23 protein-coding genes and 2 pseudogenes are annotated in these 25564 nt (G+C 71.3%); 11 read left to right on the top strand and 14 right to left on the bottom strand.

Annotation, left to right across the window (positions count from 1 at the left end):
* Positions 1 to 101 precede the first annotated feature (101 nt).
* On the top strand, positions 102 to 380 hold the full coding sequence (locus GWK61_RS33860; RefSeq protein WP_194915766.1) for an Lrp/AsnC family transcriptional regulator: 279 nt from the start codon (positions 102 to 104) through the stop codon (positions 378 to 380).
* A gap of 181 nt (positions 381 to 561) precedes the next feature.
* Here the strand turns inward: GWK61_RS33860 and GWK61_RS33855 are convergent, their stop codons facing one another.
* The 7 genes from GWK61_RS33855 to GWK61_RS33825 all read right to left on the bottom strand — a co-directional run bounded on the left by GWK61_RS33855 (position 562) and on the right by GWK61_RS33825 (position 6637).
* A complete protein-coding gene (locus GWK61_RS33855; protein ID WP_194915765.1) occupies positions 562 to 1656 on the bottom strand; it encodes a DivIVA domain-containing protein in 1095 nt (364 codons plus the stop codon).
* A gap of 56 nt (positions 1657 to 1712) precedes the next feature.
* Positions 1713 to 1997, bottom strand: a complete 285-nt coding sequence (locus GWK61_RS33850) for a YggT family protein (protein ID WP_015794684.1) — start codon at positions 1995 to 1997, stop codon at positions 1713 to 1715.
* Between the two features lie 107 nt (positions 1998 to 2104).
* Positions 2105 to 2716 (bottom strand): cell division protein SepF, encoded by a 612-nt coding sequence (locus GWK61_RS59975; RefSeq protein WP_194915764.1) that lies wholly within the window; start codon positions 2714 to 2716, stop codon positions 2105 to 2107.
* A gap of 151 nt (positions 2717 to 2867) precedes the next feature.
* On the bottom strand, positions 2868 to 3614 hold the full coding sequence (locus GWK61_RS33840; protein ID WP_194915763.1) for a YggS family pyridoxal phosphate-dependent enzyme: 747 nt from the start codon (positions 3612 to 3614) through the stop codon (positions 2868 to 2870).
* 3 nt (positions 3615 to 3617) lie between these two features.
* Positions 3618 to 4367, bottom strand: coding sequence for a peptidoglycan editing factor PgeF (gene pgeF, locus GWK61_RS33835; protein WP_194915762.1), 750 nt, complete (start codon positions 4365 to 4367; stop codon positions 3618 to 3620).
* Positions 4368 to 4381: 14 nt separating this feature from the next.
* The gene (gene ftsZ / locus GWK61_RS33830) at positions 4382 to 5563 is read right to left on the bottom strand and encodes a cell division protein FtsZ (protein WP_194915761.1); all 1182 of its coding nucleotides are present in this window, start codon (positions 5561 to 5563) and stop codon (positions 4382 to 4384) included.
* A 282-nt stretch (positions 5564 to 5845) separates the two neighbouring features.
* A complete protein-coding gene (locus tag GWK61_RS33825; protein ID WP_194915760.1) occupies positions 5846 to 6637 on the bottom strand; it encodes a cell division protein FtsQ/DivIB in 792 nt (263 codons plus the stop codon).
* 240 nt (positions 6638 to 6877) lie between these two features.
* Between GWK61_RS33825 and GWK61_RS59970 the strand changes: the two genes are divergently transcribed.
* Positions 6878 to 7669, top strand: coding sequence for a phosphotransferase (locus tag GWK61_RS59970; RefSeq protein ID WP_323747875.1), 792 nt, complete (start codon positions 6878 to 6880; stop codon positions 7667 to 7669).
* Between the two features lie 56 nt (positions 7670 to 7725).
* Positions 7726 to 8322 carry a hypothetical protein gene (locus GWK61_RS33815; protein ID WP_194915759.1) on the top strand — a complete coding sequence of 199 codons (597 nt, stop codon included), beginning with the start codon at positions 7726 to 7728 and terminating at the stop codon, positions 8320 to 8322.
* A gap of 102 nt (positions 8323 to 8424) precedes the next feature.
* On the opposite strand, the gene GWK61_RS33810 is transcribed toward GWK61_RS33815, so the two are convergent.
* On the bottom strand, positions 8425 to 9801 hold the full coding sequence (locus GWK61_RS33810) for a hypothetical protein (protein WP_194915758.1): 1377 nt from the start codon (positions 9799 to 9801) through the stop codon (positions 8425 to 8427).
* A gap of 206 nt (positions 9802 to 10007) precedes the next feature.
* On the opposite strand from GWK61_RS33810, the gene GWK61_RS33805 reads away from it, so the two are divergent.
* Both GWK61_RS33805 and GWK61_RS33800 read left to right on the top strand, forming a co-directional pair.
* Positions 10008 to 11999, top strand: a complete 1992-nt coding sequence (locus GWK61_RS33805) for a hypothetical protein (protein WP_194915757.1) — start codon at positions 10008 to 10010, stop codon at positions 11997 to 11999.
* 14 nt (positions 12000 to 12013) lie between these two features.
* Positions 12014 to 13279 carry a S53 family peptidase gene (locus tag GWK61_RS33800; RefSeq protein WP_194915756.1) on the top strand — a complete coding sequence of 422 codons (1266 nt, stop codon included), beginning with the start codon at positions 12014 to 12016 and terminating at the stop codon, positions 13277 to 13279.
* A 119-nt stretch (positions 13280 to 13398) separates the two neighbouring features.
* Here the strand turns inward: GWK61_RS33800 and GWK61_RS33795 are convergent, their stop codons facing one another.
* The 5 genes and pseudogenes from GWK61_RS33795 to GWK61_RS33775 form a co-directional block, all read right to left on the bottom strand.
* Complete coding sequence (locus GWK61_RS33795; RefSeq protein WP_194915755.1) at positions 13399 to 14607, bottom strand: FAD-dependent oxidoreductase; 1209 nt, start codon at positions 14605 to 14607, stop codon at positions 13399 to 13401.
* A gap of 127 nt (positions 14608 to 14734) precedes the next feature.
* A complete protein-coding gene (murC, locus tag GWK61_RS33790; RefSeq protein ID WP_194915754.1) occupies positions 14735 to 16192 on the bottom strand; it encodes a UDP-N-acetylmuramate--L-alanine ligase in 1458 nt (485 codons plus the stop codon).
* 245 nt (positions 16193 to 16437) lie between these two features.
* Positions 16438 to 17520: pseudogene (gene murG / locus GWK61_RS33785) on the bottom strand (undecaprenyldiphospho-muramoylpentapeptide beta-N-acetylglucosaminyltransferase); the annotation flags it as partial.
* Positions 17521 to 17529: 9 nt separating this feature from the next.
* On the bottom strand, positions 17530 to 18816 hold the full coding sequence (gene ftsW / locus GWK61_RS33780) for a putative lipid II flippase FtsW (protein ID WP_194915752.1): 1287 nt from the start codon (positions 18814 to 18816) through the stop codon (positions 17530 to 17532).
* On the bottom strand, positions 18809 to 19837 hold the full coding sequence (locus tag GWK61_RS33775; protein WP_228563382.1) for a DMT family transporter: 1029 nt from the start codon (positions 19835 to 19837) through the stop codon (positions 18809 to 18811). The genes ftsW and GWK61_RS33775 overlap by 8 nt, the downstream gene beginning before the upstream one ends.
* 85 nt (positions 19838 to 19922) lie before the next feature.
* Between GWK61_RS33775 and GWK61_RS33770 the strand changes: the two genes are divergently transcribed.
* The 3 genes from GWK61_RS33770 to GWK61_RS33760 all read left to right on the top strand — a co-directional run bounded on the left by GWK61_RS33770 (position 19923) and on the right by GWK61_RS33760 (position 21928).
* On the top strand, positions 19923 to 20783 hold the full coding sequence (locus GWK61_RS33770) for an AraC family transcriptional regulator (protein WP_194915751.1): 861 nt from the start codon (positions 19923 to 19925) through the stop codon (positions 20781 to 20783).
* An 83-nt stretch (positions 20784 to 20866) separates the two neighbouring features.
* The gene (locus GWK61_RS33765; protein WP_194915750.1) at positions 20867 to 21514 is read left to right on the top strand and encodes a hypothetical protein; all 648 of its coding nucleotides are present in this window, start codon (positions 20867 to 20869) and stop codon (positions 21512 to 21514) included.
* 165 nt (positions 21515 to 21679) lie between these two features.
* Entirely contained in the window at positions 21680 to 21928 is a 249-nt protein-coding gene (locus GWK61_RS33760; RefSeq protein WP_194915749.1) for a hypothetical protein, read from the top strand.
* 24 nt (positions 21929 to 21952) lie between these two features.
* Here the strand turns inward: GWK61_RS33760 and murD are convergent, their stop codons facing one another.
* Positions 21953 to 23449 (bottom strand): UDP-N-acetylmuramoyl-L-alanine--D-glutamate ligase, encoded by a 1497-nt coding sequence (gene murD, locus GWK61_RS33755; protein ID WP_194915748.1) that lies wholly within the window; start codon positions 23447 to 23449, stop codon positions 21953 to 21955.
* 75 nt (positions 23450 to 23524) lie between these two features.
* Here murD and GWK61_RS33750 point away from each other — a divergent pair, with 75 nt between their 5' ends.
* From GWK61_RS33750 to GWK61_RS33740, 3 genes and pseudogenes are all read left to right on the top strand, one after another.
* The gene (locus GWK61_RS33750; RefSeq protein WP_194915747.1) at positions 23525 to 24130 is read left to right on the top strand and encodes a TIGR03086 family metal-binding protein; all 606 of its coding nucleotides are present in this window, start codon (positions 23525 to 23527) and stop codon (positions 24128 to 24130) included.
* 79 nt (positions 24131 to 24209) lie between these two features.
* Positions 24210 to 24695 (top strand): annotated as a pseudogene (locus GWK61_RS33745) (SigE family RNA polymerase sigma factor); the annotation flags it as partial.
* Positions 24696 to 24813: 118 nt separating this feature from the next.
* Positions 24814 to 25494 (top strand): L,D-transpeptidase, encoded by a 681-nt coding sequence (locus tag GWK61_RS33740; RefSeq protein WP_194915745.1) that lies wholly within the window; start codon positions 24814 to 24816, stop codon positions 25492 to 25494.
* Positions 25495 to 25564: the final 70 nt, after the last annotated feature.

The following is a 25564-nucleotide window of genomic DNA, read 5'->3' as shown; positions in this document are numbered from 1 at the left end:
CCCCTCTGGCGCCGGACTACCGCTCCGCCGACCCGGAGGATCCGTACGGCCAATACCATCGCTAGAGGAGTCCCGGGAGAGTCCCGTCAAAAGGAGCCGCTGTGATCACTGCCATCGTCCTCATCAAGTCCGACGTGGACGCCATCCCCGAGGTCGCCGAGAAGATCTCCCAGCTGCCCGGCGTCAGCGAGGTGTACTCGGTCACCGGCGAGTACGACCTGATCGCCATGGTGCGCGTGCGCGAGCACGAACAGCTCGCCGACGTGATCCCGGGCGGCGTGAACAAGGTGGCCGGGGTCAGCCACACGGTCACGCACGTGTCGTTCCGGACCTACAGCGCCATGGACCTGGAGGCGGCGTTCTCGCTCGGTCTGGACTGAAGCCTCACCGGACGACCCTTAAGGGAAACTCCCTACCAACGCCGAGCCAACTCCCGGCAAACGCCGAGCCCCGCCTCCCGAATCGGGAGGCGGGGCTTGTGACGCCACGTCATTGTGTGAGTGCCGATTTCAGATCAGCACAGCGTGCTCCCGGTGGGCCCGGGCTGCCTGCGGCGGGCCGTCAGGCGTCGGGGTCCTCGTCGATGAGGAAGCCGCGCATCGGCGAGGGCTGCGAGGGCACCGAGGGCTGGCCCAGACCATTGCCCTGGCCCATGAACGGGGGCTGCTGCCCGCCGCCCATCGACTGCGGCGGCATCGGCGAGGGCATCTGCGGGCGGATCGGCGCCATGGTCTGCGTCAGCGCCGCGGCGTTGGTGCCGTTGTTGCCCTGGCTCTGGAAGGAGCCGGTCGAGCCGCCCTGGAAGGAGCCGGTCGAGCCGCTCTGGTACGAGCCCGTCCCGCCGTTCATACCCGCGCCGACCGGCGAGGGCGCCGGCGGCATGCCCGGGGGCAGCGAGGCCTGCATCGGCATCGGCGGCGCCGAGGGGGCCGGCGGCGGGGCCGACAGACCGGTGGCGCTCAGCTGCGGACGGCCGCCCATCGAGGCGCCCATGTTGGAGGCGATGTTGTCGTCGCCGCCGGAGGCCTCCAGCTGGCGCATCTGGCCGTCCAGGTAGGACTTGAGCCGCTGCCGGTACTCGCGCTCGAAGGCGCGCAGGTCGTCGACCTTGCGCTCCAGGGCGGCGCGGGCGGTCTCCAGCGAGCCCATCGCCACGCGGTGCTTCTCCTGCGCGTCCCGCTCCAGGGCGTCGGCCTTGCCGCGCGCCTCGCGCTCCAGGCCGTCGGCCCGGCCGCGGGCCTCGCCGACGATCTTGTTGGCCTCGTTGCGGGCCTCGGCGATCGCCTGGTCGGCGGTCTGCTGGGCCAGGGCCAGGACGCGGGCGGCGGAGTCGCCGCCGGGGGCCTGGAACTGCGGGGCCTGCGGCACCGGCAGGGGCGCGGGCAGCGGGGCCGGCAGGGGTGCCGGGACCGGCGGCGCGGGCGCGGGTATCGGGGTCGGCTCCCGCCGCATCGGCACGGGCGCGGCGGCGGCGCTGGCCGCGGCGCGGGTGGCGGCGGCCAGTTTGGCCCGCAGCTCTTCGTTCTCGCGGATCAGGCGGGTCAGCTCGGCCTCGACCTCGTCGAGGAAGGCGTCCACCTCTTCCTCGTCGTAGCCCTCACGCAGGCGTACGGTCGTGAACTGCTTGTTGTGGACGTCCTCGGGAGTCAACGGCATCTTTCATTCACCTCAGGCGTGGCGTGGTCGTCGGCATTCGCACAGACATTACCCGGTCACAGCGTAGCCGCGACCCGGATCAGCAGTAAGACGATGATCACGAGGATCATGAACGCCACGTCAAACCCCATCCCGCCGAGCCGCAACGGCGGGATGTACCGCCGCAACAGCTTCAGAGGGGGATCTGTGACCGTGTACGCCGTCTCCACGACGACCAGCATGACACCACGCGGCTCCCATGACCGGGCGAATACCAAAACCCAGCCGATGATCAGGCGGATGATCAAGCACAGCGCGAAGAGGTAGAGCACCCACAGGAGCAACGCCCCCACAACGCTCATAGCGCACTCCCCTTCCCACCTACGCCGGCGCCCCGCCGCGTACGGTTCATCTCACCGCCGCGGGACGCCGCCGGACCCGAAGTCTGACCGCCGAAGGTCCGGCGGCGTCAGCTCTGGTTGAAGAAGCCGCCCTCGGCGATCCGGGCCTTGTCCTCGGCCGTCACGTCGACATTAGCAGGCGACAGCAGGAACACCTTCTGCGTCACCCGCTCCATGTTCCCGCGCAGGCCGAAGATCAGCCCGGCCGCGAAGTCCACCAGGCGCTTGGCGTCGGCGTCCTCCATCTCGGTCAGGTTCATGATCACCGGGACGCCCTCCCGGAAGTGCTCGCCGATCGTGCGCGCCTCGTTGTAGGTGCGCGGATGCAGCGTCGTGATGCGGTAGGACGCTTCGCGGTCCGCCGACCGGTCCGTCGGGACGCTGTACATCACCGGTCCACCTCTCTCGGCTCGGTCGGCTCGCGAGGACCGCTCGGAGCGGTCCGGCATCACCGTGACATTGGAAGGCGCCGCGAAAGCGCGGCGGTCGTTCTGCGCGACGACGAGCGCGCCGCCGGAGCCGGCGTCCGGCTCGCGGTGCGCGGCGTCCGGGGCCGCCGCGGGCTCGGCGGGCTCCGTCTCGTACTCGTCCTCGTAATCGTCGTAGTACCGCTCGTCCTCGAACCGCTGTTCGTCAGTGAGCCCGAGGTAGACCGCTGCTCTGCGCATCATGCCGGCCATGGTGTTCGCCTCCGGACTGGGCCTGTTACGGCTGTCTTGCAACTGTCAACGAAAAAAGGTGCCGCGCAGGTTTCCCGATCGCGGTCGATGAGGTGTGGCGCAGACGTGCGGTCGTCGTATCCGATGTTCGATAGATGCGACGTTACCGGAATCACCGTCTGATACCGAGTATCGCGCTGCCGATGCGGACGTGTGTCGCGCCCGCCGCCACCGCTTCGCCCAGATCCCCACTCATCCCCGCCGAGATCATGGTGGCCGAAGGGTGGGTCGATCGCAACCGCATAGCCAGCACGGACAACCGCTCGAAGGCCGGTCCCGGCTCGGCGTCCAACGGCGCCACCGCCATCAGTCCCCCGAGCCTCAAACCGGGCGCCGCGGCGATCGCGTCGGCCAGTTCCGGCACCTGTGCGGGAACCACTCCGCCCCGGGCCGCGTTGTCATCCATGGGCTCTGCGTTACCCAGGTCGACCTGCACCAAACATGTCAATTCTTTGTCATACCGGACAGCCCCCCTGGACAGCGCGCCGACCAGCCGGAGGCGGTCCACCGAGTGCACGAAGGAGGAGTATTCGGCCACTGAGGCGGCCTTGTTGGTCTGCAGCTGGCCGATGAAGTGCCACCGCAGACCCAGGCCCGTGGTCTCCCGCGCCTTCGGCGCGGCCTCCTGGTCCCGGTTCTCGCCGACGTCCAGGACCCCGAGTTCGGCCAGGATCCGGACATCGGAGGCCGGGTAGGTCTTGGTCACCGCGATCAGGGAAACCTCGGAAGGGTCGCGGTCCGCCTTGCGGGCCGCGGCGGCGATGTCCTCGCGCACCGCGGCCAGGTTCTCGGCGATCTGTACTCGTCGTTGGGAAATCTGTACCCGTCGTTCGGAATTCTGTGCTCGACCGTCGGACATCGCTCAGTCCAGCCAGACGAACCCGGCGAACCGGCCGGTCGTCCCCTCGCCGCGAAAGGAGTAGTAGTCCTCGGACTCCTGCGTGCACACCCGCAGCCGCACCGACGTCTTCAGGTCGATCCCGGCCGCCTCCAGCTGCGCCCACACGCCCTCGGCGACGTCCAGGCCAGGCGTCCCCTGGCGGGTGACCGTGTAGCTGGCCGGCACCTTCTCGGCCACGTCCGCGCGCATCCGCTCGGGCACCTCGTAGCAGAGCCCGCACACCGAGGGGCCGGTGACCGCGATGATCCGCTCCGGCGCCGCGCCCAGGGCGACCATGCGCTCGATCGCGGCCGGCACCACCCCGGCCTTCATCCCGGGACGTCCGGCGTGCGCCCCGGCGACCACCCCGGCCTGGGTGTCCGCCAGCAGCACCGGCACGCAGTCCGCGACCAGCACCGCCAGCGCCAGATGCCGGCGGTCGGTGACCAGCGCGTCCACGTCCGGGGCCCGGCCCTGCCACTGCGCGGCGGCGTAGGCCACGTCCGCGCCGTGGATCTGGTTCATGTACACGACGTTCCCGGGGTCGGTGAACCCCAGCTCGAAGGCCACCAGGGAACGGTTGGCGGCGACCGCCTCGGGGTCGTCGCCGACGTGCCCGCCGAGGTTGGTCGCGGTGTAAGGGGCCTTGGAGACCCCGCCCCAGCGGTCGGAGAAGGCGAAGCGGGCCGTGCCGCCCTCACCTTCCGGACCGGTGTGCTGCCATATCGCCACGGAAGAACCCGCTCCTACTTCAGGAAGTCGGGGATGTCGAGCTCGTCGGCCGCCGACGGCGCCGGCTGTACCGGGATCACCGGGACGTTCTGCGTGTCGGCCATCGGGTCGTGCGCCGGGAGCGGGACGTTGTCGGTCGGCTTGGGCAGCGTGCCGAGCACCTGCTCGCGCATGCCGTCGCGGACGCTGGTCTCGTCCCGGAACGGGGAGTTCGCCGCGGCGTGCCCGGTGGTGCGGCGCTTGGCCGGCTCGCCGCCGTCGAAGCCGGCCGCGATGACCGTGACCCGGACCTCGTCGCCCAGGCCGTCGTCGATGACCGCGCCGAAGATGATGTTCGCCTCGGGGTGCGCGGCCTCGCTGACCAGCTGCGCCGCCTCGTTGATCTCGAACAGGCCGAGGTCGGAGCCGCCGGAGATGCTCAGCAGCACGCCGCGGGCGCCGTCGATGGAGGCCTCCAGCAGCGGCGAGGAGATCGCCATCTCGGCCGCGGCCACCGCGCGGTCGTCGCCGCGGGCCGAGCCGATGCCCATCAGCGCCGAGCCGGCCTCGCTCATCACCGACTTCACGTCGGCGAAGTCCAGGTTGATAAGCCCCGGGGTGGTGATCAGGTCGGTGATGCCCTGGACCCCGGAGAGCAGCACCTGGTCGGCGGCCTTGAACGCGTCCAGCACCGAGACGTTCTTGTCCGAGATCGACAGCAGCCGGTCGTTGGGGATGACGATCAGGGTGTCGACTTCCTCGCGCAGCGCCGCGATGCCGTCCTCGGCCTGGTTCGCCCGGCGCCGGCCCTCGAAGGTGAACGGCCGGGTCACCACACCGATGGTCAGCGCGCCGAGCTCGCGGGCGATCCGGGCCACCACCGGGGCCCCGCCGGTGCCCGTGCCGCCGCCCTCGCCGGCGGTGACGAACACCATGTCCGCGCCCTTGAGGACCTCCTCGATCTCCTCGGCGTGGTCCTCGGCCGCCTTGCGGCCCACGTCGGGGTTGGCGCCGGCACCGAGCCCGCGGGTGAGCTCGCGGCCGACGTCCAGCTTGACGTCGGCGTCACTCATCAGCAGAGCCTGGGCGTCGGTGTTGACGGCGATGAACTCGACGCCCTTCAGACCGACCTCGATCATCCGGTTGATGGCGTTCACGCCGCCGCCGCCGATGCCGGCGACCTTGATGACGGCCAGGTAATTCTGCGGTGCTGCCACGTCCGACGGCCTCTCCGTGGTATCCGGTGATCTCGTTGATCACCTTAGTCCCGCCCACACCGGCCGGGGACACGGCGGGGTCGTGCGACTGTGAAGTCTTTACAGGACATTAGGTCCCGCGACCTGTGAGGTTCAACGAACACGCCGAAACTGTCGGCAGGTTTTACTTCTCAGCGTTGTCCGACGACCCCGCCTGATCCGTGTGGATCCGATGAGGGGAATACGTATGTTGTTCGATAGCCCGCCAGATCTTAGCCGATCGGCGGGCCGGGATTCGAACGCTCACGAATACGCCGGAGCTGCGGGAGCACTCACGTCATAGTGCGCCGCGCCATTCCCGATCAGCCCCGCCAGTATCCGTGCCTTGAGATCCGGCTGGTCCGGTCCGCCCCAGAGAACCGTCACCGATTTCTGTTTGGCCGTGGACGCCGTCAACGTCACGGTGATGGCGTAAGGCCCGGTCGCCGAGACGGTGAGCACCCGGGAGCGCACCGGGGCCGGCAGAGCCCGAAGAGCCGCCAGCGCGCCGGCCACGGTCGCCGCGCGGTCATTCACCGCCGGATCGGCGAACTGCTCCAGGTGGATGACCGCGAGGTGCGCCGGGATCGCCGAGGCGGTGGCTGCTGTGTCGAAGGCCACGCCGTCCGCGTCCACGATCTGGTAGGAACCGTCGGCCTGCGGCAACGCCGCGGCCGGGGTCCGCTCCACGACGCCGATGTCGATCGTGTGCGGCAGCGAGCGCTCGACCCACGCGTCCTTCACCCGCGGGAGCGCCATCAGCCGCGCCTTGACCGCCGAGGTGTCCACCGACGCGACCGGGGTGTGCGCGGGGATGGCGGCGGCGGCCAGGATCTGTTGCTTGGTCAGCACTTTGACGCCGGAGACGGACGTCGACCGGACGTCGAAGACCTTGGTGTGCCACAGGATCGAGTACCCGGTCAGGGTCAGCAGCGCGAGGAAGACGGTGATCGTCACCGAGAGCCGCCGCCACCGGCGCCGGCGCCGCAGCCGGTCGAGGTAGCGCTCGACCAATACCCTGCTGACCCGCGGGTGGCCGGCTTCGGTGGCGTTCATGGGCTCCAGTTTCGCAGATGGGGACCATGCCTTCCGTCAGCGTGGCCGCCTTTGGTAGATCTGGGGGCGCTGGTTTCTGGATCCAGTCCCGATGGAAACGAAGGGGTTTTGGGATTCTCGGCGGATTTCTTGTTCATTAGTATTCGTCCCGAGTTGCGCTAGTTCAGCGGTTTTGCGACACCTGCCGGAAGAACGGATATTCGGGTGCCCTTCGAGACGAAGGGCGGTAGAACGACCGGTGTGAGCGAACACGGGGAAGAACAGCGCCTGCCCGGCGGCAGGCACGTCGGCGGGGTGCGCGTCGGCGACACGGTGCACCGTCAGTCGAACGTCTGGACACCTGCGGTACACAGCGTTCTGCGGCATCTGGAGTCCGCCGGTTTCGAAGGCGCGCCGCGCGTGCTCGGGCATGACGAGCAGGGCCGGGAGGTCCTGACCTTCCTGCAGGGCGACACCGTCGGCGAACAGCACCCCTGGCCGACGTGGGCCCACACCGACGACGCCCTCCGGCAGACCGGCGCCTGGCTGCGGCGGCTCCACGACGCGACCGCCGACTACGTCCCGGAGCCGGACGCGGTCTGGTTCTCCGGACGGCCCTGGCGGCCGGGCCTGGTCGTCGGCCATCACGACGCCTCCCCCTACAACGCCGTCTGGAGCGACGACGGCCTGGTCGGCTTCGTCGACTGGGACACCGCCGGCCCCTCCTCCCGCGAGCTCGACCTCGCCTACACGGCCCTGACGTGGGTCCCGCTGCACGCCCGCCGGGTCGTCGAGCGGCAGGGCTTCACCGCGTTCGACGACCGGTCCCGGCGGCTGCACCTGCTGCTGGACGCCTACGGATACGACAGCGACCGGACCGCCTTCGGAACCGCCGTCGTCGGCCGGGCCCGGCTCAACGCCGACGCGATCCGGCGCATCGCCGGCGGCGGGGATCCGGCGCTCGCGGCGCTGCTGCCGATCGCCGCCGATCTGGACCAGGCGGTCGTGGAGATCGAGGCGCTGCCGGCCGCGTTCTGGAAGCAGCAGGGCTGACACCCATTCGGACCGCGCCGCATGCGACGCGACGGCGCCTGGCGTCAGATCGAGCCATGGCACTCACGTCCAAGCAGAAGAAGCAGGGGGCCGTGGTGACCGCGGCCGTCGGTGCCCTGGCGCTCGGCGGCGTCGCGGTCTCGACGCTCGGTTCGTCGGCGGCTCCGGCGAACTCGGCGGACTCCAAGCCGATCGCCGCCGCTGCCGTGCCGGCGCCGGCGGCCTCGCCGAGCCCGTCGGGTTCGTCGAGCTCGTCCTCGGCGACGGCCATCACCATCACCGCGAAGTCCGACAACGGCAAGCCCGCCGACGACACCGTGTTCACGGTGTCCGGCGAGGTCAAGGGCGCGAAGCCGGGCACGAAGATCCGGCTCCAGCGGCAGCAGACGCCGACCTCGGCGAACGCCTCCCCGGCCTGGAGCACGCTGGCCTACACGACCTTCACCGACAAGAGCAACAAGTTCTCCTTTCCGGTGAAGATGGAGACGGCCAGCTCCTACAACCTGCGCATCCTGCATCCGCAGGACCGGGAGGGACCCGAGACCGCGTACTCGAGCCCGTTCGCCGAGACCGTCAGCGCGACCTCGACACCCGCCTCCAGCAGCTCGTCGACGAAGAGCCCGTCCAGTTCCAGCAGCTCCAAGAAGAGCTGACCGAACCCCTGGACCGCCCGGCCACCTGAGGCGAGGAGTGGCCGGGCTTCTTGCTGCCCGATTGCTGTCCGAATCAACTGAACCGGGTCCGGGACACCGGAATCAGAGGAACCGCGAGCTCGGCACCGGCCCCGGCGAGCCGATGTACTCCCGGCGCGCACTCAGCCAGCTGTCGCCGACCACTGCGACGAACGCCTCCAACACCGAGTCCGGGTCCGGCGGCGTCTGCCCGTCGCCGGCGTCGTCGACCGGCTCGGTCGCAGCCAGTTCGGCGGCGATCTCCTCGACCGGCCGCGCGTCGGGCTCGGTCTCGACCACCTCGCCGTCAACCATGCGGTAGGCGGACCCCCACGGCTCGCGCACCGCCTGGCGCAGGAAGCCGATGGCGTCCGCGGCGGCCAGCGGCGGATCGGTCCAGTCCGTCGCGCGCTCGAACAGGATCTGGCCCGGCTCGCGCTCCCGCAGCGCAGCCAGGATCTGCGGCTCAGCGGCGTTGAGGTCGTACGCGACGACCAGGGTGTCGGCACGGTCCGGCTCGAACGGCACGGCCGGCAGGTCGAAGAACCGCGCCGCCGCCAGGCCCATGATCTCGCTGTCCCGGTCCGGCAGCAGCGAAACGGTCTGCGGCTTCAGCCCCCTCGCCGCCAGCACCACGCCGAGCCGGCGCAGCGCCTCGGCGCAGGCCTGGTAGGAGTCGCCGACCATGGCCCAGCGGCCCGTCATGCCGGCGTCGTAGCCGTAGGGCGAGACGGTCAGCAGGACGCCGCCGGTGAGCGCGAACTGCCAGCCGCGCAGGTCCTTCGGCCCGAGCCCGCCCTCGGTGCCGGCGACCGCGGCCGCCCGGACCAGCATCGCGCGCACCTTCTCGCGCAGCAGCCCGAGCTCCTTGCGGTCCTCGCCCTCGGGCTCGGGCAGCGCGGCGAACTCCTGCTCGGCGGCGGGCAGATCACCGGCCAGCAGCCCGTTGAACGCCACCTGGTAGCGCGCCAGCCAGGGCAGGTCGCCGTCAAAGCCGAGCAGCGCGGCCATCGCCTCGCGGTGCTGCCAGGACCGCTCGCAGGCGGCGGCCAGCTCGGTGCGGATCTGCATGACGCCGGGCGCACGCTCGGCCGCCTCGCGCAGCGGCCGGACGGCCAGGTACGCGATGCCGTGCTCGACGCACTCGTAGCCGAACTCGTAGAGCGCGAGGGCCAGTTCCTCGGTTCCGGCTTCCGCGGCGGCTTCGGCTTCGGCATCGGCATCGGTATCGGCATCGGCATCGGCATCGGCCAGGGCCGCAAGCGCCCGGTCGGCGGTGGCCACCATCTCCTCGAACCCCATACCGCGCGCGACGTCACGCAGGACCCGCACGAAGTCCGGCAGGGTCAGCGCGTCACCCTCCACGCGCAGGTGCCGGACCACCCCGGCGAGGTGCCCGTCGGCCAGGAGATCATCAGCGGTTCTCAGGGGGCCGGCAGGAGCCGGCGCGTCGGAAGTCACCGCTGCACGGTAGCGACTCCGCCGTATGCCGCGCCCCGGATTTCGGCAGAGACCGTCTCGAATCCATTAAATCAGTGAACGAATTTCAGGACACTTACAACCAGATCACATCTCCGTGTCGTCGATAGTTCGCGAGAGCACAAGGCACCGCGCGTGGTGCCCGAATCCGCGCGCCGGAGCCGTCCGACGATCTGGAGGAACCGCTTGTGCTAGCACGTACCCGCCGTGTCCCGACCCTGGCGGCGGCCTTGGCCCTGGGCCTGGCCACCGCCGCGGGAGCCGCCGCGGCGACCGCGCCGCCGACGACCGCCACCGGCCCGACGTCCCCGAACCCGACTCTGGCCGCGATCCAGAGCACGCTGCTGCCCAACGGCGACCGCGTCCTGGTCTCCGGCAGCGGCCCGGCCGCGACCGTCGTCGTGCAGTCGCCGGACGGCCGCACCGTCCCGGCCGTGCGCTACGCGCCGGACCCGCACCACACCTACGTCATCCCGGACTCGGTCCTGGCCCACCCGGCGCAGCTGACGCAGTATCAGATACCGGCGCTGAGCAGCGCCGCCGCGCCCGCCGCGACGCCGCACTATCCGCTGGACATCCTGCAGGTCAACGCGCTGGGGCTGGACGGGAAGCCCACGGACGCCTCGACGTTCCTGACCAACACCGACGACGTCACCAAGTTCAACCAGCCGATCCCGGTGGCCGGAGGCCTCGGGCGGGTCGCGGTGCCGGTCGGGCACTACTCGGCGGTCACCATCTTCGCCGACTACAACACCACCACCCAGATCTCGACCCTGCACATCGTCACGCAGCTCGACGTGACCGTCGCCGCCGGCGGGGTCAGCACGCTGAACGCCGACGAGCGCACGGCGACCGCGCAGACCGCGATGACCACGCCGAAGACCGCCGTGGCCGACTTCAGCGACCAGAACTTCTCCCGGACCGACGCCAACGGCGTGTCCGCGACCCTGGGCGTCCTCGACAACGGCGGGCCGATCTTCCTCAGCCCGACCGGCGCGGCGCAGGTCGGCAAGTTCACGTTCCAGTTGCAGGCCTGGGGCGGCGAGAGCCCGGCCGGGACCAAGGGCGACCCGTACCGGTACGACGCGATGTTCCCCGTCACCGACCACGTCGACGCGAACCAGACCTACGCGGTCGACGGCTCGAAGCTGACCACGATGCACAACGCGGTCGACACCGACGCCGGCGAGTCGGCGCGCCAGGGCGAGTTCATGATGGGCGCCTACTCCCCGGAGACCGGCGGGTTCCAGATCGGGCACGTCATCCCGGTGCCGGAGCATCTGACCACGTACATCGGCCAGCCGGTCGGCGACCAGTCGTGGCTGGGCGACTTCATCACCTCGCTGCCCGGACCCACGACGGGCTTCCCCGGCGCGCTGCTCCTGGGCCAGGACGGCCCGCTCTACCAGGGCAAGACCGAGGTGTGGCGGACCTGGGGCCACGGGCCGCTGACCGCGCAGGTCGGGCAGTACAAGGACGTCACCGGCTGCCGCGCCTGCGCCGACGGCGGCACCGTCGATCTGAGCCTGAACCCGGTCGTGGACGGCAACCCGGACACCGACGTCCAGCTGTTCGGCCCGGCCACCGGCCACCTGAGCATCTACCGCGACGGCAGCCAGGTCTTCTCCCAGGACAACACCTCCGGCGCCGAGCTCACCGGCCAGGCGCAGACCGCGGGCAAGTACCGCATGGTGTTCGACCTGGACCTGAGCCAGTTCCCGATCACGCAGTCCACGGCCACGCACACCGACGTCACCGTGCCCTACACCCCGACGCCGGACCCGAAGTGGACGCTGCCGAGCGGTGACTTCTGCCAGGCGCAGGGCACCGGCACCACGCCGTGCTCGGTCCTGCCGGTCATCAACCTGAACTACCAGCTGGCCACCGACGCCACCAACAGCACCCACGGCCCGCTGGCGGCGCTGCTGCTGACCGTCGGCCACCAGTCCTACAACGCGGCCGGTTCCAACGCCGCAGCCACCTGCGCCACGGTGTCCGTGTCCTATGACAAGGGCGCGACCTGGACCCCGGCCTCGGTGATCCCGGCCGGCCAGAACCACTTCGTCGCGCTGTGGAAGAACGGCGCCAAGGGCAGCACGCCCTGGCTGAAGGTGACCGCCACCGACGCACTCGGCGGGTCCATCACGCAGACCGTCGCCAACGCCTACACCATCGGCTGAGGGGAATCAGGGTTATGAGTCGAATAGCAAACCGCCGGTTGCTGGGTGTGCTCGGGGCCGCCGTGCTGGCCATCGGCACGATCGCGACAGCGGTCGCCCCGGCGAGCGCCACCGGCGCCGCGCACCCCGCGGCCGCCAGCAACGTGAAGAACGTCTGCGGCGCGGCGAAGCCCGGTTTCGACCGGTGCTTCGCGCAGATCCGCACCGACATCCACGAGCCCGCGCACATCGGCCGCACCCCGGGCACCGCCGGCCGGGTGGCCGCGGCCGCCGCCGCTCCGGCGGGCTTCGGTCCGGCAGACCTGCACTCCGCGTACAACCTGCCGACCACCGGCGGCGCGAACCAGACCGTTGCGATCGTCGACGCCGGAGACGACCCGACCGCCGAAGCCGACCTCGCGGTCTACCGCACCACCTACGGCCTGCCCGCGTGCACCACCGCCAACGGCTGCTTCACCAAGGTGAACGAGCGCGGCGCCGCCACCCCGTTGCCGGCCGACGTCGGCTGGGGCGTGGAGGAGGCGCTGGACCTCGACATGGTCTCGGCCGCCTGCCCGCAGTGCAAGATCCTGCTGGTCGAAGCCGACCAGCCCACCGGCACCGACCTCGGCCTGTCGGTGAACACCGCGGTCAAGCTCGGCGCCACCGAGGTCTCCAACAGCTACGGCGCCACCGAATCCAGCATCACCCCGAGCGACGCCGCGTACTACACGCACCCCGGCGTCGCGATCGTGGCGTCCTCCGGCGACAGCGGCTACGGCATCCCCGCCGAACCGGCCGTGTTCTCCTCCGTCATCTCGGTCGGCGGCACCTCGCTGACCAAGGACTCCAGCGCCCGCGGCTGGTCCGAGAAGGCATGGTACGGCGCCGGCAGCGGCTGCTCGGCCTGGGTCGACAAGCCGGCCTGGCAGAGCGACCCGAACTGCCCCGGACGCATGGTCGCCGACGTCTCCGCCGACGCCGACCCCCAGACCGGCCCGGCGATCTACGTCACCGACACCGCCGACCTGCAGGGCCTGCCCTCCGGCTGGAACGTCGTCGGCGGCACCAGCGCCTCCTCGCCGTTCATCGCGGGCGTCATCGGCCTCGCCGGCAACCCGGCGAAGTACGCCGACGCCTCCGCGTTCTACGCACCAGCTGCGCAGGCGGGACTGAACGACGTGGTCGGCGGCACGAACGGCATCTTCCAGGGCTGCGGCGGCGACTACCAGTGCAACGCGGTGGTCGGCTACGACGGCCCGACGGGGTTGGGTACACCGAACGGGCTCTCCGCGTTCTGAGGCGCTAAGGCTTCTCAAAGAACTGCGATTCTGAGCTAAACGCACGAGAACCGGGCCGGTGCCTTTTCAAGGCACCGGCCCGGTTTGCTTTCGTACCCACGGAAGGCTTCCGGCCGCCGTCACACGACCACGGTCTCGTCCCACTCCACCCGAAACCGGTGCACCGGCCCGAACATCTTCTCCGGCTGCAGAAATGTCCGTGCCGCGATCGGCATCATCACCCCGAACATGAACTTCGCGACCGGCCCGGCCGTCTTCCCGTTGTTCGTCTTCGCCGCCTGCTCCGAAATCGCCTCCACGCGCGGGCGCCGCAGGCTTTCGTACTTCCCGAGCGACGCCTGCACATCGTCGATGTCCCGCAGGCACCGCGCCAGCTCGATCGCGCTCTCCAGCGCGAGCGACGCGCCCTGGCCGGAGCTCGACGACGGCGCGTGCGCCGCGTCGCCGACCAGCACCATCCGGCCGCGCGACCAGTGCGGGAGCCTCGGCATGCGTTCCATCGGGCCGGTCAGCATCATCGCGTCCTCGTCGGTCGCCTGGAACAGGCGGTTGCCGGGCTGGTCGTCGGCGTGCGCCGCGCGCAGCTTCGCGAGCCACTCGGACTTCGGCACGGCGCGCGCCTCGGCCAGGGTCATCGGCGCGTCCTGCGGGTGGTTGCTGAAGAAGACGTCTGATCCGTCCGGGTGCGTCCAGTAGCCGTAGAAGGAGTGCTTGCCGAAGGCGAAGTGCATCTCGGCGATGTCGCCGGGGGTGAAGGCGCCGGTGAGGTCGCCGAAGCCGAAGCTCATCAGGCCGGTGTACTCCGGCGCCGGGGCGTTCGGGTCGATGAGGGTGCGCACGGTGGAGCGGATGCCGTCGGCGCCGATCAGCAGGTCGGCGGTAGCGGTGGTGACGGTGGTGCCGTCGTCGAAGCGCGCCGTGATGCCGTCGGGGTGCTCCTGGACGCCGGTCAGGCGCTTGCCGTCGTGGACGGTGACGCCCTGCTCCTTGGCGCCGGTGCGGATGGCGTCGAAGAGGTCGGCGCGGTACAGGACGCGGCTCGGCGGCAGGTCCGGCAGCGAGGGCACGCGCATCAGGGTTCTGCCGTTGCCCTTCTCCATGACCATGGCGTGCAGCGGATTGCCGACGGCTTCGACCGCGGCGCGCAGGCCCACGGTTTCCAGGGCGGCCAGGCCGTTCGGGGCGACGGTGAGCATGGCGCCGGAGCGGTCGGTGAGGGCGTGGGCCTCGTACACGGTGGCCTGGATCCCAGCCTTGGCCAGGGCGAGAGCGGTGACGGGGCCGGCGATGCCGCCGCCGATGACGATGGCGTTCTTGATGGCTGTCATGCCGAATATAGTCGCATGGAGACTAGTCACTTCGCAACTAGTCTCCATGGCATGAGGCCGCCGTGAGGCATGGCATGGCGAAAGGGCGCCCCGAACCGGGACGCCCTTTCGCCGTTCGCTCGTACCGCTACGCCAGCAGTTTCAGCAGCCGCGGACCGATCTCGGTCACGTCACCGGCCCCGACCGTCACCACCAGGTCCCCGGGCCCCGCCAGCTCGGCGAGCCGCTGCGGCACCCGGTCGAAGTCCGGCTCGAACACGCTGGCCTCGGCCGGGAGCCCGGTCTCGGCCGCGATCACGTCGCCGCCGACGCCGGGGATCGGCTTCTCGCCGTGCGCGTACACGTCCAGCACCACGACCACGTCGGCGCCGCCGAGCGCCGGGCCGAACTCGTGCAGGAAGGTGTTGGTGCGGAAGTACCGGTGCGGCTGGAAGGCGGCGATGACGCGCCCCTCCCCCGCCAGCTCGCGCGCCGCCGACAGCACCGAGGCGATCTCGGTCGGGTGGTGGCCGTAGTCGTCGTAGACCTTCACGCCCGAGGCCTCGCCGAGCAGCTGCATCCGCCGCCGCGCGCCGCTGAACCCTGCGACGCCCTCCAGGTACGGCTTGATGTCCACGACCAGCGCCAGTGCCACGCCGAACGCCGCCGCGGCGTTGAGGGCGTTGTGCCGCGCGGGGATGGACAGGGTGATCGGGCCGAGCGTCTCGGCGGCCGTCACCAGCTTGAAGGTGGGGTAGCCGCCGGCGGTGCCGACCTCGGTGACGCGGATGTCGACGTCCTCGCCGACGCCGTAGGTCAGCACCCGGACACCGCGCGCGGCGGTCCGGTCGGCGATGGCGCGGGCGTCGGGGTCGTCGGCGTAGCAGACCAGCGTGCCGCCGGGCTCCAGCCGGTCGGCGAAGTCCTGGAACTCGGCCCGGACCTGCACCACGTCGGCGAAGTGGTCGGGGTGGTCGAGCTCGATGTTGGTGATGACCGAGATGTCCGGCCGGTAGTGCGTGAAGGTGCCGTCGGACTCGTCGGCCTCGGCGATGAGCACGTCGCCGGAGCCGGCGTGCCCGGACTCGCCGGTGGTGCCGATCTCGCCGCCGATGACGAAGCTCGGGTCCAGGCCCGCGTGCCGCAGCGCGACGGTCACCATCGAGCTGGTGGTGGTCTTGCCGTGGGTGCCGGCGATGGCCACGGAGCGGTACCCGGGCATCAACGCGGCCAGCGCGGACGCTCGGTGCAGGACGCGCAGCCCGCGCACCTTCGCCTCGACGACCTCGACGTTGTCCACCGGGATGTCGGTGGAGACCACGACGGTGTCGACCCCGTCCAGGTTCTCCGGCGCCTGCCCGATGGCGATGGTCGCGCCGAGGGCCCGCAGTTCGGCGACGGTCGCGGAGTCCTTGATGTCACTGCCGCTGAGCGGGAGGCCGCGGCCGAGCATCGCGCGCGCCAGCGGGGCCATGCCGACGCCGCCGATGCCGACGAGGTGGATGCGGCCGAGTTCGGCGGCCGGGACGACTTCGGCGGGAGCGGGGAAGCGCGGGGCGCGGCGGGCGGCCGGTTCGGTCGCCGGGCTCGGGTCCTGGGCGGTCATCAGCGCTCACCTGCCTGCGAGGCGGTTTCGGTCTCGGGCTCGGTTTCGGCCTCGGGCTCGGTTTCGGCACTCGGCTCGGCCGCAGCAGTCGGCGCGGTCTCCGGCTTGGTGCTCGGCGCAGTAGTGGCACTCGGCTCGGTCTCGGTGCCCGGCGCCGCTGCGGCAGCCTGCTCGGTCTTGGCCTCAGCCACAGTGCTCGGCTCGGCCTTGACGCTCGGCACAGCCCCGGCACCAGCAGCCCCCGGCCGCTTCACCCCCGCCGCCGCGAACACCAGGTCGACGATCTTCTCGTCCGCGTCCCGGATCCCGAACCGCCGCGCCGCCGCGCTCATCGTGGCCAGCCGCGCGCTGTCGAGCAGCAGCGGCACCACGTTCGCGGCGAACCACTCCGGCGTCAGCGCGGAGTCGTCGATCAGCAGCCCGCCGCCGGCCTCGACCACCGGCCCCGCGTTCAGGCGCTGCTCGCCGTTGCCCACCGGCAGCGGCACGTACACCGACGGCAGCCCGACCGCCGCCAGCTCGCTGCACGTCATCATCCCGCTGCGGGTCATCGCCAGGTCGGCGGCCGCGTAGGCGAGGTCCATCCGGTCCACGTACGGCCGCGCCACGTAGGGCGGCCCCGCAGGATCCTGCTGTATCGACACCGAGTTCTTGTCGCCGTAGGAGTGCAGCACCTGGATCCCGGCGTCGTGCAGCATCTTCACCGAGGCGACCATCGTGTCGTTCAGCCGCCGCGCGCCCTGCGAGCCGCCGGTGACCAGCAGCGTCGGGCGGTCGGGGTCCAGGCCGAAGGACCGGCGGGCCTCGTCGCGCACGGCCGCGCGGTCCAGGCCGGTGATGGCCGGCCGCAGCGGCATGCCGACGCAGACGCCGCCGGGCATCGGGACCGCCGGGTTGCCGGTGAGCACGTGGTCGGTGAACTTGGCGCCGACGCGGTTGGCCAGGCCGGGGCGGATGTTGGCCTCGTGCACCACGATCGGGCGCTTGGCGCGGCGCGCGGCCAGATACGCCGGGAGCGCGACGTAGCCGCCGAAGCCGATGACCACGTCCGCGTCGACCTCCATGATCACGTCCTGCGCGGCCTTGACGGTCCCGAGCAGCCGCGAGGGCAGCGTCAGCAGCGCCGCGGACGGCTTGCGCGGCAACGGGACCGCCGGGATCAGCCGCAGCTCGTACCCGCGGGCCGGGATGAGCTTGGTGTCCAAGCCCTTCTCGGTGCCGAGCATCGTGATGCCGATCGAGGGGTCGGCGCGCCGCAGGGCGTCCGCGGTGTTCAGGGCGGGTTCGATATGCCCGGCGCTGCCGCCGCCGGCGATGACCACATGCACCCGGCCACCCTATCGGTCGGCGGGGGCCGAATCCGGACGTGCTGCGGTGACGGCCTGATCGCGCACGGTGGCCGGCGCACCCTCGGCCGCACCCTCGACCGCAGCCGGGGCCAACGGCTCCGGACGCCTTCTGGCAAAGGACATGAGCATCCCCACCGCCGTCAACGAAGGCAACAGCGACGACCCGCCATAGGAGACGAAGGGCAACGGCACGCCCGCGATCGGCAGCACGCCGGTCACCGCCCCCAGGTTGATCATCATCTGCGCGGCCAGCCACACCGTGACCGAGGCCGACACCAGCCGCACGAACGGATCCGTGGTGCGCAGCGCCAACCGGATACCGGCGTAGGCGAGCGTCAGGAACAGCGCGAGCACGGTCAGCGCACCGATCAGCCCCAGCTCCTCGCCGATGATCGCGAAGATCATGTCGGTCTGCACCTCCGGCAGCTGCCCCCAGCGCTGCTTGCTGGCGCCCAGCCCCTCCCCGAACCAGCCGCCGCTGGCCAGCGCCTGGAACGCGTGGATGGCCTGGTAGCCGGTGCCGCCGGGGTCGTTCTCGGGGCTGAGGAAGTTGGTGAAGCGCCGCACGCGCGAAGGCCGTATCAGGATGGCGAGCGTCGCCAGCCCCACGGCCGAGCACAGCAGGATCGAGAACAGCCGCCCCGGCGCACCGGCGGTGAACAGCAGGCAGAAGACGATGGCGACGATGATTATCGAGGTCCCCATGTCCCCGCCCATCATCACCAGGGCGATGATCACCACGGCCCCCGGGACCAGCGGCACCAGCAGGTGGTCCCAGGTGGTGAGCAGTTTCTCCTTGCGCACCAGCAGGTCCGCGCCCCACAGCACCAGCGCGAGCTTGGCGAACTCGCTCGGCTGCACCGGCTGCGGCCCGATGTACAGCCAGTTCTTGTTGCCGTTGTGCGAGGAGCCGATGGCCAGCACCAGCAGCAACAACAGCACGGTCCCGACCAGCGCGGGGTAGGCCATGGCCCGGTAGACCCTCGGCGGCAGCCGCGACGCCCCCCACATCAGCGCCAGCCCCAGCACCGCCGACACCGCCTGGTTGCTGATCGAGGAGAGCATCGGCCGGCCGTTGACCAGGTTGTTGACACTGGAGGCCGAGAACACCTCCAGCAGCCCGATGCCGAGCAGCAGCAGGACGGCCCCGAGCAGCAGGTAGTAGGACGTGAGTTCGAGGTCGAACAGGGACTTCAGGACGTCACGACGGGCCCGCAGCGCCCGCACGGCGTTCTTCAACGGCGACGCCGGCGCGCCCGCGGCCTGTTCACTCATGGTCCTTAGGGTAGCCAGCGGGCGCCGGACGAGGTGTCAGCTTGAGGCGGGGCGGGGTGTCAGCTTGAGGTCGGGTGTCGGGCCCCTGGGTCGGTCGCCGTCGCCGAAGGCTGATCCGCGCACGTCCCGCGAGCGCCGCACCGACCAGCAACACGACGGCCCCGGCCGCCTGCAACGCCGTGAACGACTCGCCGAGGAAGAGCGTGGCGCACGTCGTGTTCACCGCCGGGACGAGGAACATCATCAGCGAGGCGCTGGCCGGGCCGACCGCGGCGACGCCCCGGTAGTACAGGACGTTGGCGACCGCCGTCGCGCCGATCGCCAGGTAGGCGACGTTGAGCCAGACCTCTGACGGCAGCGCGCCCCACTGCACCCGGCCCAGGTCCGGGGCCGCGACCAGGGCCAGCAGCACGGCGCCGGTGCACGTCGCGTACGCCATCGCGGTCAGCGGCTCGATCCCGGCCAGCACCTTCGGCGCGGCGAGCGTGAACGCCGCCCAGGACACGGCGCTGAGGACGTAGAGGAGGTCGCCCATCAGCCGGTGCGATCCGCCGCCCGCCCCGCCCGCGCTGTTCGCGGCGATCAGGTACACCGCTGCGCCCGCGAGGCCCAGCGTGAGGCCGACCAAGCGCCGGGGCGAGGCCTTCTCACGTCCGGTGACCAGCAGGAACCCGGAGGTCAGCACCGGGCTCATGACCGGGATGAGGATCCCGCCGTCCAACGACGGGGCGAGCGAGAGGCCCCAGAAGAAGAAGCCGTTGTAGGCGAAGACGCCCAGGACGCCGGCCAGGCAGGCGCGCACCGAGGCTCGTAGCCCGACCTTCGGGCGCGGGACCGCCGACCGTCGGCCGGTCAGCGCCACCGCGATGAGCAGCGCGACGGCGCCGCCGCCGAAGCGCAGGGTGGCCGCGACGGTGTGCGGGACGTGGTCGACGACCGTTTCCGAACTGGAGAACGCTCCGCCCCACAGCATCATGGTCACCGCGAGGAACAGGTACGGGTTCCGTTGTTGAGCTGCCATGTGCCGAGCCTGGCCCGCGTCCCACTATTCGGTCTTGAACGCTCGTGCGGCCGCCGCGGCGCGCTGACGGGCCACAATGGAGGGCATGGCGGGCACCCGAGGCTGGGCCGAGTACTGGCGCGACGACGCGCGCGGCCTGGAAGCCATGCACGCCCGGTTCCGCGACCACGTCTACGCGCCGCACTCGCACGACGCCTACTCCTTCGGCGTCACCGACGCCGGCGCCCAGCAGTTCCACTGCCGCGGGGCCCTGCACACCAGCGCCGCCGGCATGGTCATGGCGCTGAACCCGGACGACCCGCACGACGGCCGCGCCGCCGCCGACCTCGGGTACCACTATCGGATCGTGCACGTGTCGCCGCAGATCGTGCGCGCGGTGCTGGCCGACGCCGCAGACCTGGCCGGCCACGCCGATCCTTTCGCCGCCGCCGCTCCCCTGCCGCTGTTCACCACCCCGGTCCTCGGCGACCGCCGCCTGGCCGACGCGATCGCCGGACTCCACGCCGCCCTCGCCGCCGACGCCAGCCCGCTGGCCCGCGACGAACGCCTGCGTGCGGTCATCCTCGGCGCGCACCTGCGCGGCGCGACCCGGCCGCCGCGTATCAGGACCCTGGCCGACGGCGCGCAGCGTTTGGCGGCGCGCCGTGCCCGAGACTTGATGCGCGAGGCGTACCCCGAGACGTTGTCGGTGGAACTGCTCGCCGAGGCCGCAGGATGCAGCAGGTTCGCGCTCTACCGGGCCTTCGCCGCCGAGTTCGGGATGTCGCCCAGCGACTACGAGCGGCAGCTGCGCCTGCGCCACGCCCGCGCGCTCCTGGTCTCCGGCAGCACTCCCGCCGACGTCGCGGCGGCCACCGGCTTCGCCGACCAGGCGCACCTGGCGCGCTGGTTCAAGCGGGCGTACGGGATTACGCCGGGGGTGTTCGTGCGGGGCGGACACGCGTGAGGTGCTGTCACAGGGCTGTCACCTAACGCACCACCGAATCAGAGGGCTACCGTCGAACTTACGAGCGGAATACTTTGCTCCCCATGAGCTACGAGATCCCGCCCGAGGCCCACCGCCTGCACGCCGAAGGCCGCTCCGCGGGCTCCCGCGGCGACTACGACATGGCCCTGACGCTGCTCGGCCGGGCGGCGGCGCTCGCGCCGGACTGGCCCTACCCGCCGTACGACGCGGCGTTCACGCACCTGATGCGCGGTGACTCGCGCGCGGCGCAGAACCTCTACGAGCGGGTGGCGTCGCTGTCCCCGAGCGGCTTCTTCACCTGCCGCACCACCCTGGACATGCTGCGGCGGGAGCACGCCGGGCAGCTGAACCCGGGGTTCTCCAGGGCGTTCGTGCAGCTGGAGTGGCTGGAGAACCGCGAGGAGAAGAAGCACATCCTGCGCGGGATCACGCAGCGCTTCCCCGGCTTCCCGCCGGCGTGGAAGGAGCTGTCGCTGCTGCTGGAGGATCCGCAGGACCGGCTGATCGCGATGGACAACGGGATGGCCGGGGATCCGGACCCGGAGACCAGGACCACGCTGCTGCTGAACAAGGCGGGGCTGTACGCCTCGCTCGGGGACGTCATCGCCGCCGAGGCGCTGTACGCGGTGATCGCCGACGATCCGGACGTGACGCCGACCGGGGCGGCGTTCGCCAGGGCTTTCCGGGACCGGAGGATGCCGGGGCTTTAGTACTCAGCGTTCAGCGCTGCCAGGTCGATGCTGCCAGGTCGGTGCTGCCAGGTCGGCGCGAACTCGATGACCTCGACCGTCGCGACACCGCCGACGACGAACGGATCGGAGGCCACCGCGGCTTCGATCTCCGCGCGCGTGCCCTCGGCGACGATGAGCCCTCCGGTGCGCGGGACCAGGCGGCCGGCCAGGACGACCAGGTCTCGGGCGAAGACGCCGTCGGTCGGCGACGGCGTGGCCCTCGTCTTCGAGCCCGTCGATTCCGAGCGCCAGCCGGAGCTGCTGCGTGTCGGAAGGCTGGCTTTCGGCGTCCTGCGGCTGCCGGTCGGGCCGAATCCGCCGACCGAGCACCTGATCCTGGCTGCGGCGTCCGCTGGGATCTGGGCGCGCCGCCTGACGCAGGCTGCTCAGTAGCCGAGCAGCTTCACGCCGCCTATCTCAGGCGCCGTCCTCCCCCGCAACCTTCGCCTTCTCCGCGCGCACCGCCTCCGCGAACACGTCGCCGCGCTGCCCGTACGACGTGAACATGTCCATCGAAGCGCACGCCGGCGCCAGCAGCACGGTGTCGCCGGACACCGCCATCGCGCGCGCCGCCGTCACCGCCTCGGCCATCACCGCGGCGGCCTGGTCCGGTCCCGGGCCGCCGAGGTCCACCACCGGCACGTCCGGTGCCCGGCGGCGCAGCGCCTCGGCGACCAGGTGGCGTTCGGCGCCGAACAGGATCGCGCCGCGCAGGCGCTTGGCGTGCCGCTCGACGAGGTCGTCGAAGTCCGCACCCTTGGCCAGGCCGCCGGCGAGCCAGACCACGTGGTCGTAAGCGCCGATCGAGGCGGAGGCGGCGTGCGGGTTGGTGGCCTTGGAGTCGTCGACGAAGTCCACGCCGTCGATCGTCGCCACCCATGCGATGCGGTGCGGCTCGGGGCGGAACTCGCGCAGGCCGTCGCGGACCGCCGTCGGCTCCACGCCATAGGCGCGCACCAGGGCGGCGGCGGCCAGCGCGTTCGCGATGTTGTGCGGGGCGTGCGGCTCGACGTCGTAGACCGTGCCGAGCTCCGCGGCGTTGGTCCGGCGGTCGGGGATGAAGGCCCGGTCGGCGAGGATCCCGTCGACCACGCCGAGCATCGACAGCCCCGGCGCGCCGAGCGTGAAGCCGATCGCGCGGCAGCCCTCGACGACCTCGGCGTCCTCCACCAGCCGCACCGTCTCCAGGTCGGCGGCGTTGTAGATGGCCGCGACCTGGCAGTTCTCGTACGCGCGGCCCTTGGCGGCGACGTAGTCGGCGTAGGAACCGTGCCAGTCGATGTGGTCCGGCGCGATGTTGAGGACCACCGAGGCCAGCGGGCTGAGCGTCGAGCTCCAGTAGAGCTGGTAGCTCGACAGCTCGATGACCAGCACCTCGAACGGCTCCCCGGCCTCCCCGCCAGGCTGGCCCCGCAGCACCGCGTCCAGCACCGGGTACCCGATGTTGCCGCACGCCACGACGCCCTTGCCGGCCTGCTTGAGCATCGACTCGGCCATCCGCACCGTGGTGCTCTTGCCGTTGGTCCCGGTCACGACCAGCCACGGCGCGTAGCTCCCGTCCGGCAACGGCGCCCGCAGCCGCCACGCCAGCTCCGCATCCCCCCAGATCGGCACCCCGGCCTCGCGCGCAGCCGCCACAATCGGCGCCGACGGCGGCATCCCGGGACTGACGACCAGCAACTCGGTCCCAGCCGGCAACGTCTCGTCGTCGCCCAGGCGCAACGTCGCCCCCTGCTCCGCAGCCTGCGCGGCCCGCGCGGTGGTGGCCTCGTCGTCATACCGATCGACCAACGTCACCCGCGCCCCGCGCGCCAACAGCGCCGCCGAAGCCGACAACCCGACGACCCTCGCCCCCACAACCGTGACGGCGGCGCCGTCGAACTGCACAGGACCGGAGGCGGCGAACTGGTTCATGCGGTCAAGCCTATTTCACACCCCCTCCGCCAACCCCAGTGGACCAGCGGGCCAACGCCAGCGGATCATCGACCCATGACCGATATCAGGGACCTGAACGCACGAGCGGTGCGCGACAGCATGGACATCGTCAGGCAGGTGCAGGTCACGGACCTGGGGCGGGAGACTCCGTGTGCGGGGTGGACGCTCGCGGATCTGCTGGGCCACATGACCGTGCAGCACCATGGCTTCGCGGCGGCGGCGCGGGGTGACGGCGCCGACCTGAAGCACTGGGAGTTCGTGCTGGCCGGGGCCGATGCCGTGCAGCAGTACCTCGCCGCGTCGGAGGTGGTGCTGGCGGCGTTCGCCGCGCTCGGCGATGAGCTGGACACTGTGTTCGACCTGCCCGAGTTCTCGATCGTCCCGCCGCGCTTCCCGGCGCCGGTGGCGATCGGGTTCCACTTCATCGACTACGTCGTGCACGCCTGGGACGTCGCGGTCACCCTCGGCCTGCCCTTCGAGCTGCGGCCGGAGATGGACGAGGCGGCGTTGCGGATCACGCTGGCGGTGCCGAACGGCGACAACCGGACCGCCGACGGCGCGGCGTTCGTCCCGGCGCTGGACATCCCCGAGGGCGCTACTGTGTTGGACAAGGTCTTGCTGCATCTCGGCCGCACGCCCGGCTGGCGCGCCGCGTCCTGAAAGAGACATGCAACCCCGGCTCCGCGGCCGGCGTCGTGGTGGGTTGACAAGCCAGTCACGGCCATGGTGAGGGGAACCGGTGGGAGCGGAGCAGGATTTCGACGAGTTCTATCTCGGCACGGTACGCAGGGTCACGGCGCAGATCGTCGCGCTGCTCGGGGACGCCTCCTCGGAGGCCGAGGACGCCGTCCAGGAGGCCTACGCCCGGGCCTGGCAGCGCTGGGACACCGTGTCGAAGACGGACGACCCGGCCGCCTGGGTCCGGGTCGTCGCCTATCGCATCAAGGTCTCGGCGTGGCGCTCGGCCGTCCGGCGGGTCGCCGCGCACCGGCGGCACGGACCGCCCGGCGACGTCCCCGAGCACAGCCCCGACTCCGTGGCGCTGGTCGCCGCGCTCCGGCAGATCCCGGAGAAGCAGCGGCGGGCGATCGTCCTCTTCCACATCGTCGGGCTGACCGTCGAACAGGTCGCCGCCGAGGTCGGCGCTCCGACCGGGACGGTCAAGGCACGGCTTTCGCGAGGACGCGCCGCCCTGGCGGCGCTGCTGGCCGACCCGGATGCCGACGGCCGGGCGGCCCTGCCGCTGACGGCAGTGCTCGACCAGCGGCTCGACCAGCGACTCGACCAGCGACTCGGCAAGGCACTCGACAAGGCACTCGACAACGGAAGCGAGAGGTCCACCTATGCCTGAGAACTTCGACGTGCCCGGCACCTTCGACGAGCGTCTGACGGCCGGCGCGGCCCGCCTGGAGCAGGAGGCCGCGGTCCGGTCCCCGATCGGCGTACGGGCCCGGGGCGACCAGCGGCGCCGGCGGCACACCGCGACGCTGGCGGTGGCACCGGTGCTGGTCCTGGCGATCGCCGGCGCCGCGGGACTGACGTTGCGGCCGTCCGGCGGCTCGCGGCACGACGTGTCGGGCCCACCGCCCGCGTCCAGCGTCCAGACGTCGACGAGGAGCACGACGCCGAACACGTCGGCCGTGACGGCCGGTGCCATCGTGGATCTGGGCCGGCACACAATGACCGTCCACGACGCACAGGGCAAGGTCGTCAAGACCCTGCCGATCACGGCCGGCATTCCGGCGCACCCGACCAAGACGGGGACCTTCACCGTTGTCGGCAAGAAGGAGTCAGAGCCGATTTCCTCGGTGGACGGGACCAACTACAACGTCCATGTCTCCTACTACATCGACTTCGGTCCGCATGCACCAGCCATCTACGCCGCGCCTTGGCAGCAACCCTATGTCGGCAGAGCGAATGCCACTCACGGTGACATCGAGCTCAACATCGGCGATGCGGTCTGGCTCTACGACCACCTGACCGTCGGTGACACGCTCCAGATCGAGAGCGGCACAGCGTCCTAGGCCGCCATCCCGGCCAAACCGCCGCAACCGCCGCTACCGCCCCACCGCATACCCCTGCATCCCCCGAGGA

Origin of the sequence: Catenulispora rubra, assembly GCF_015356825.1 — a bacterium.
Taxonomy (GTDB): Bacteria; Actinomycetota; Actinomycetes; order Streptomycetales; family Catenulisporaceae; genus Catenulispora; species Catenulispora rubra.
This window is presented reverse-complemented; position numbering and strand designations above follow the sequence as displayed.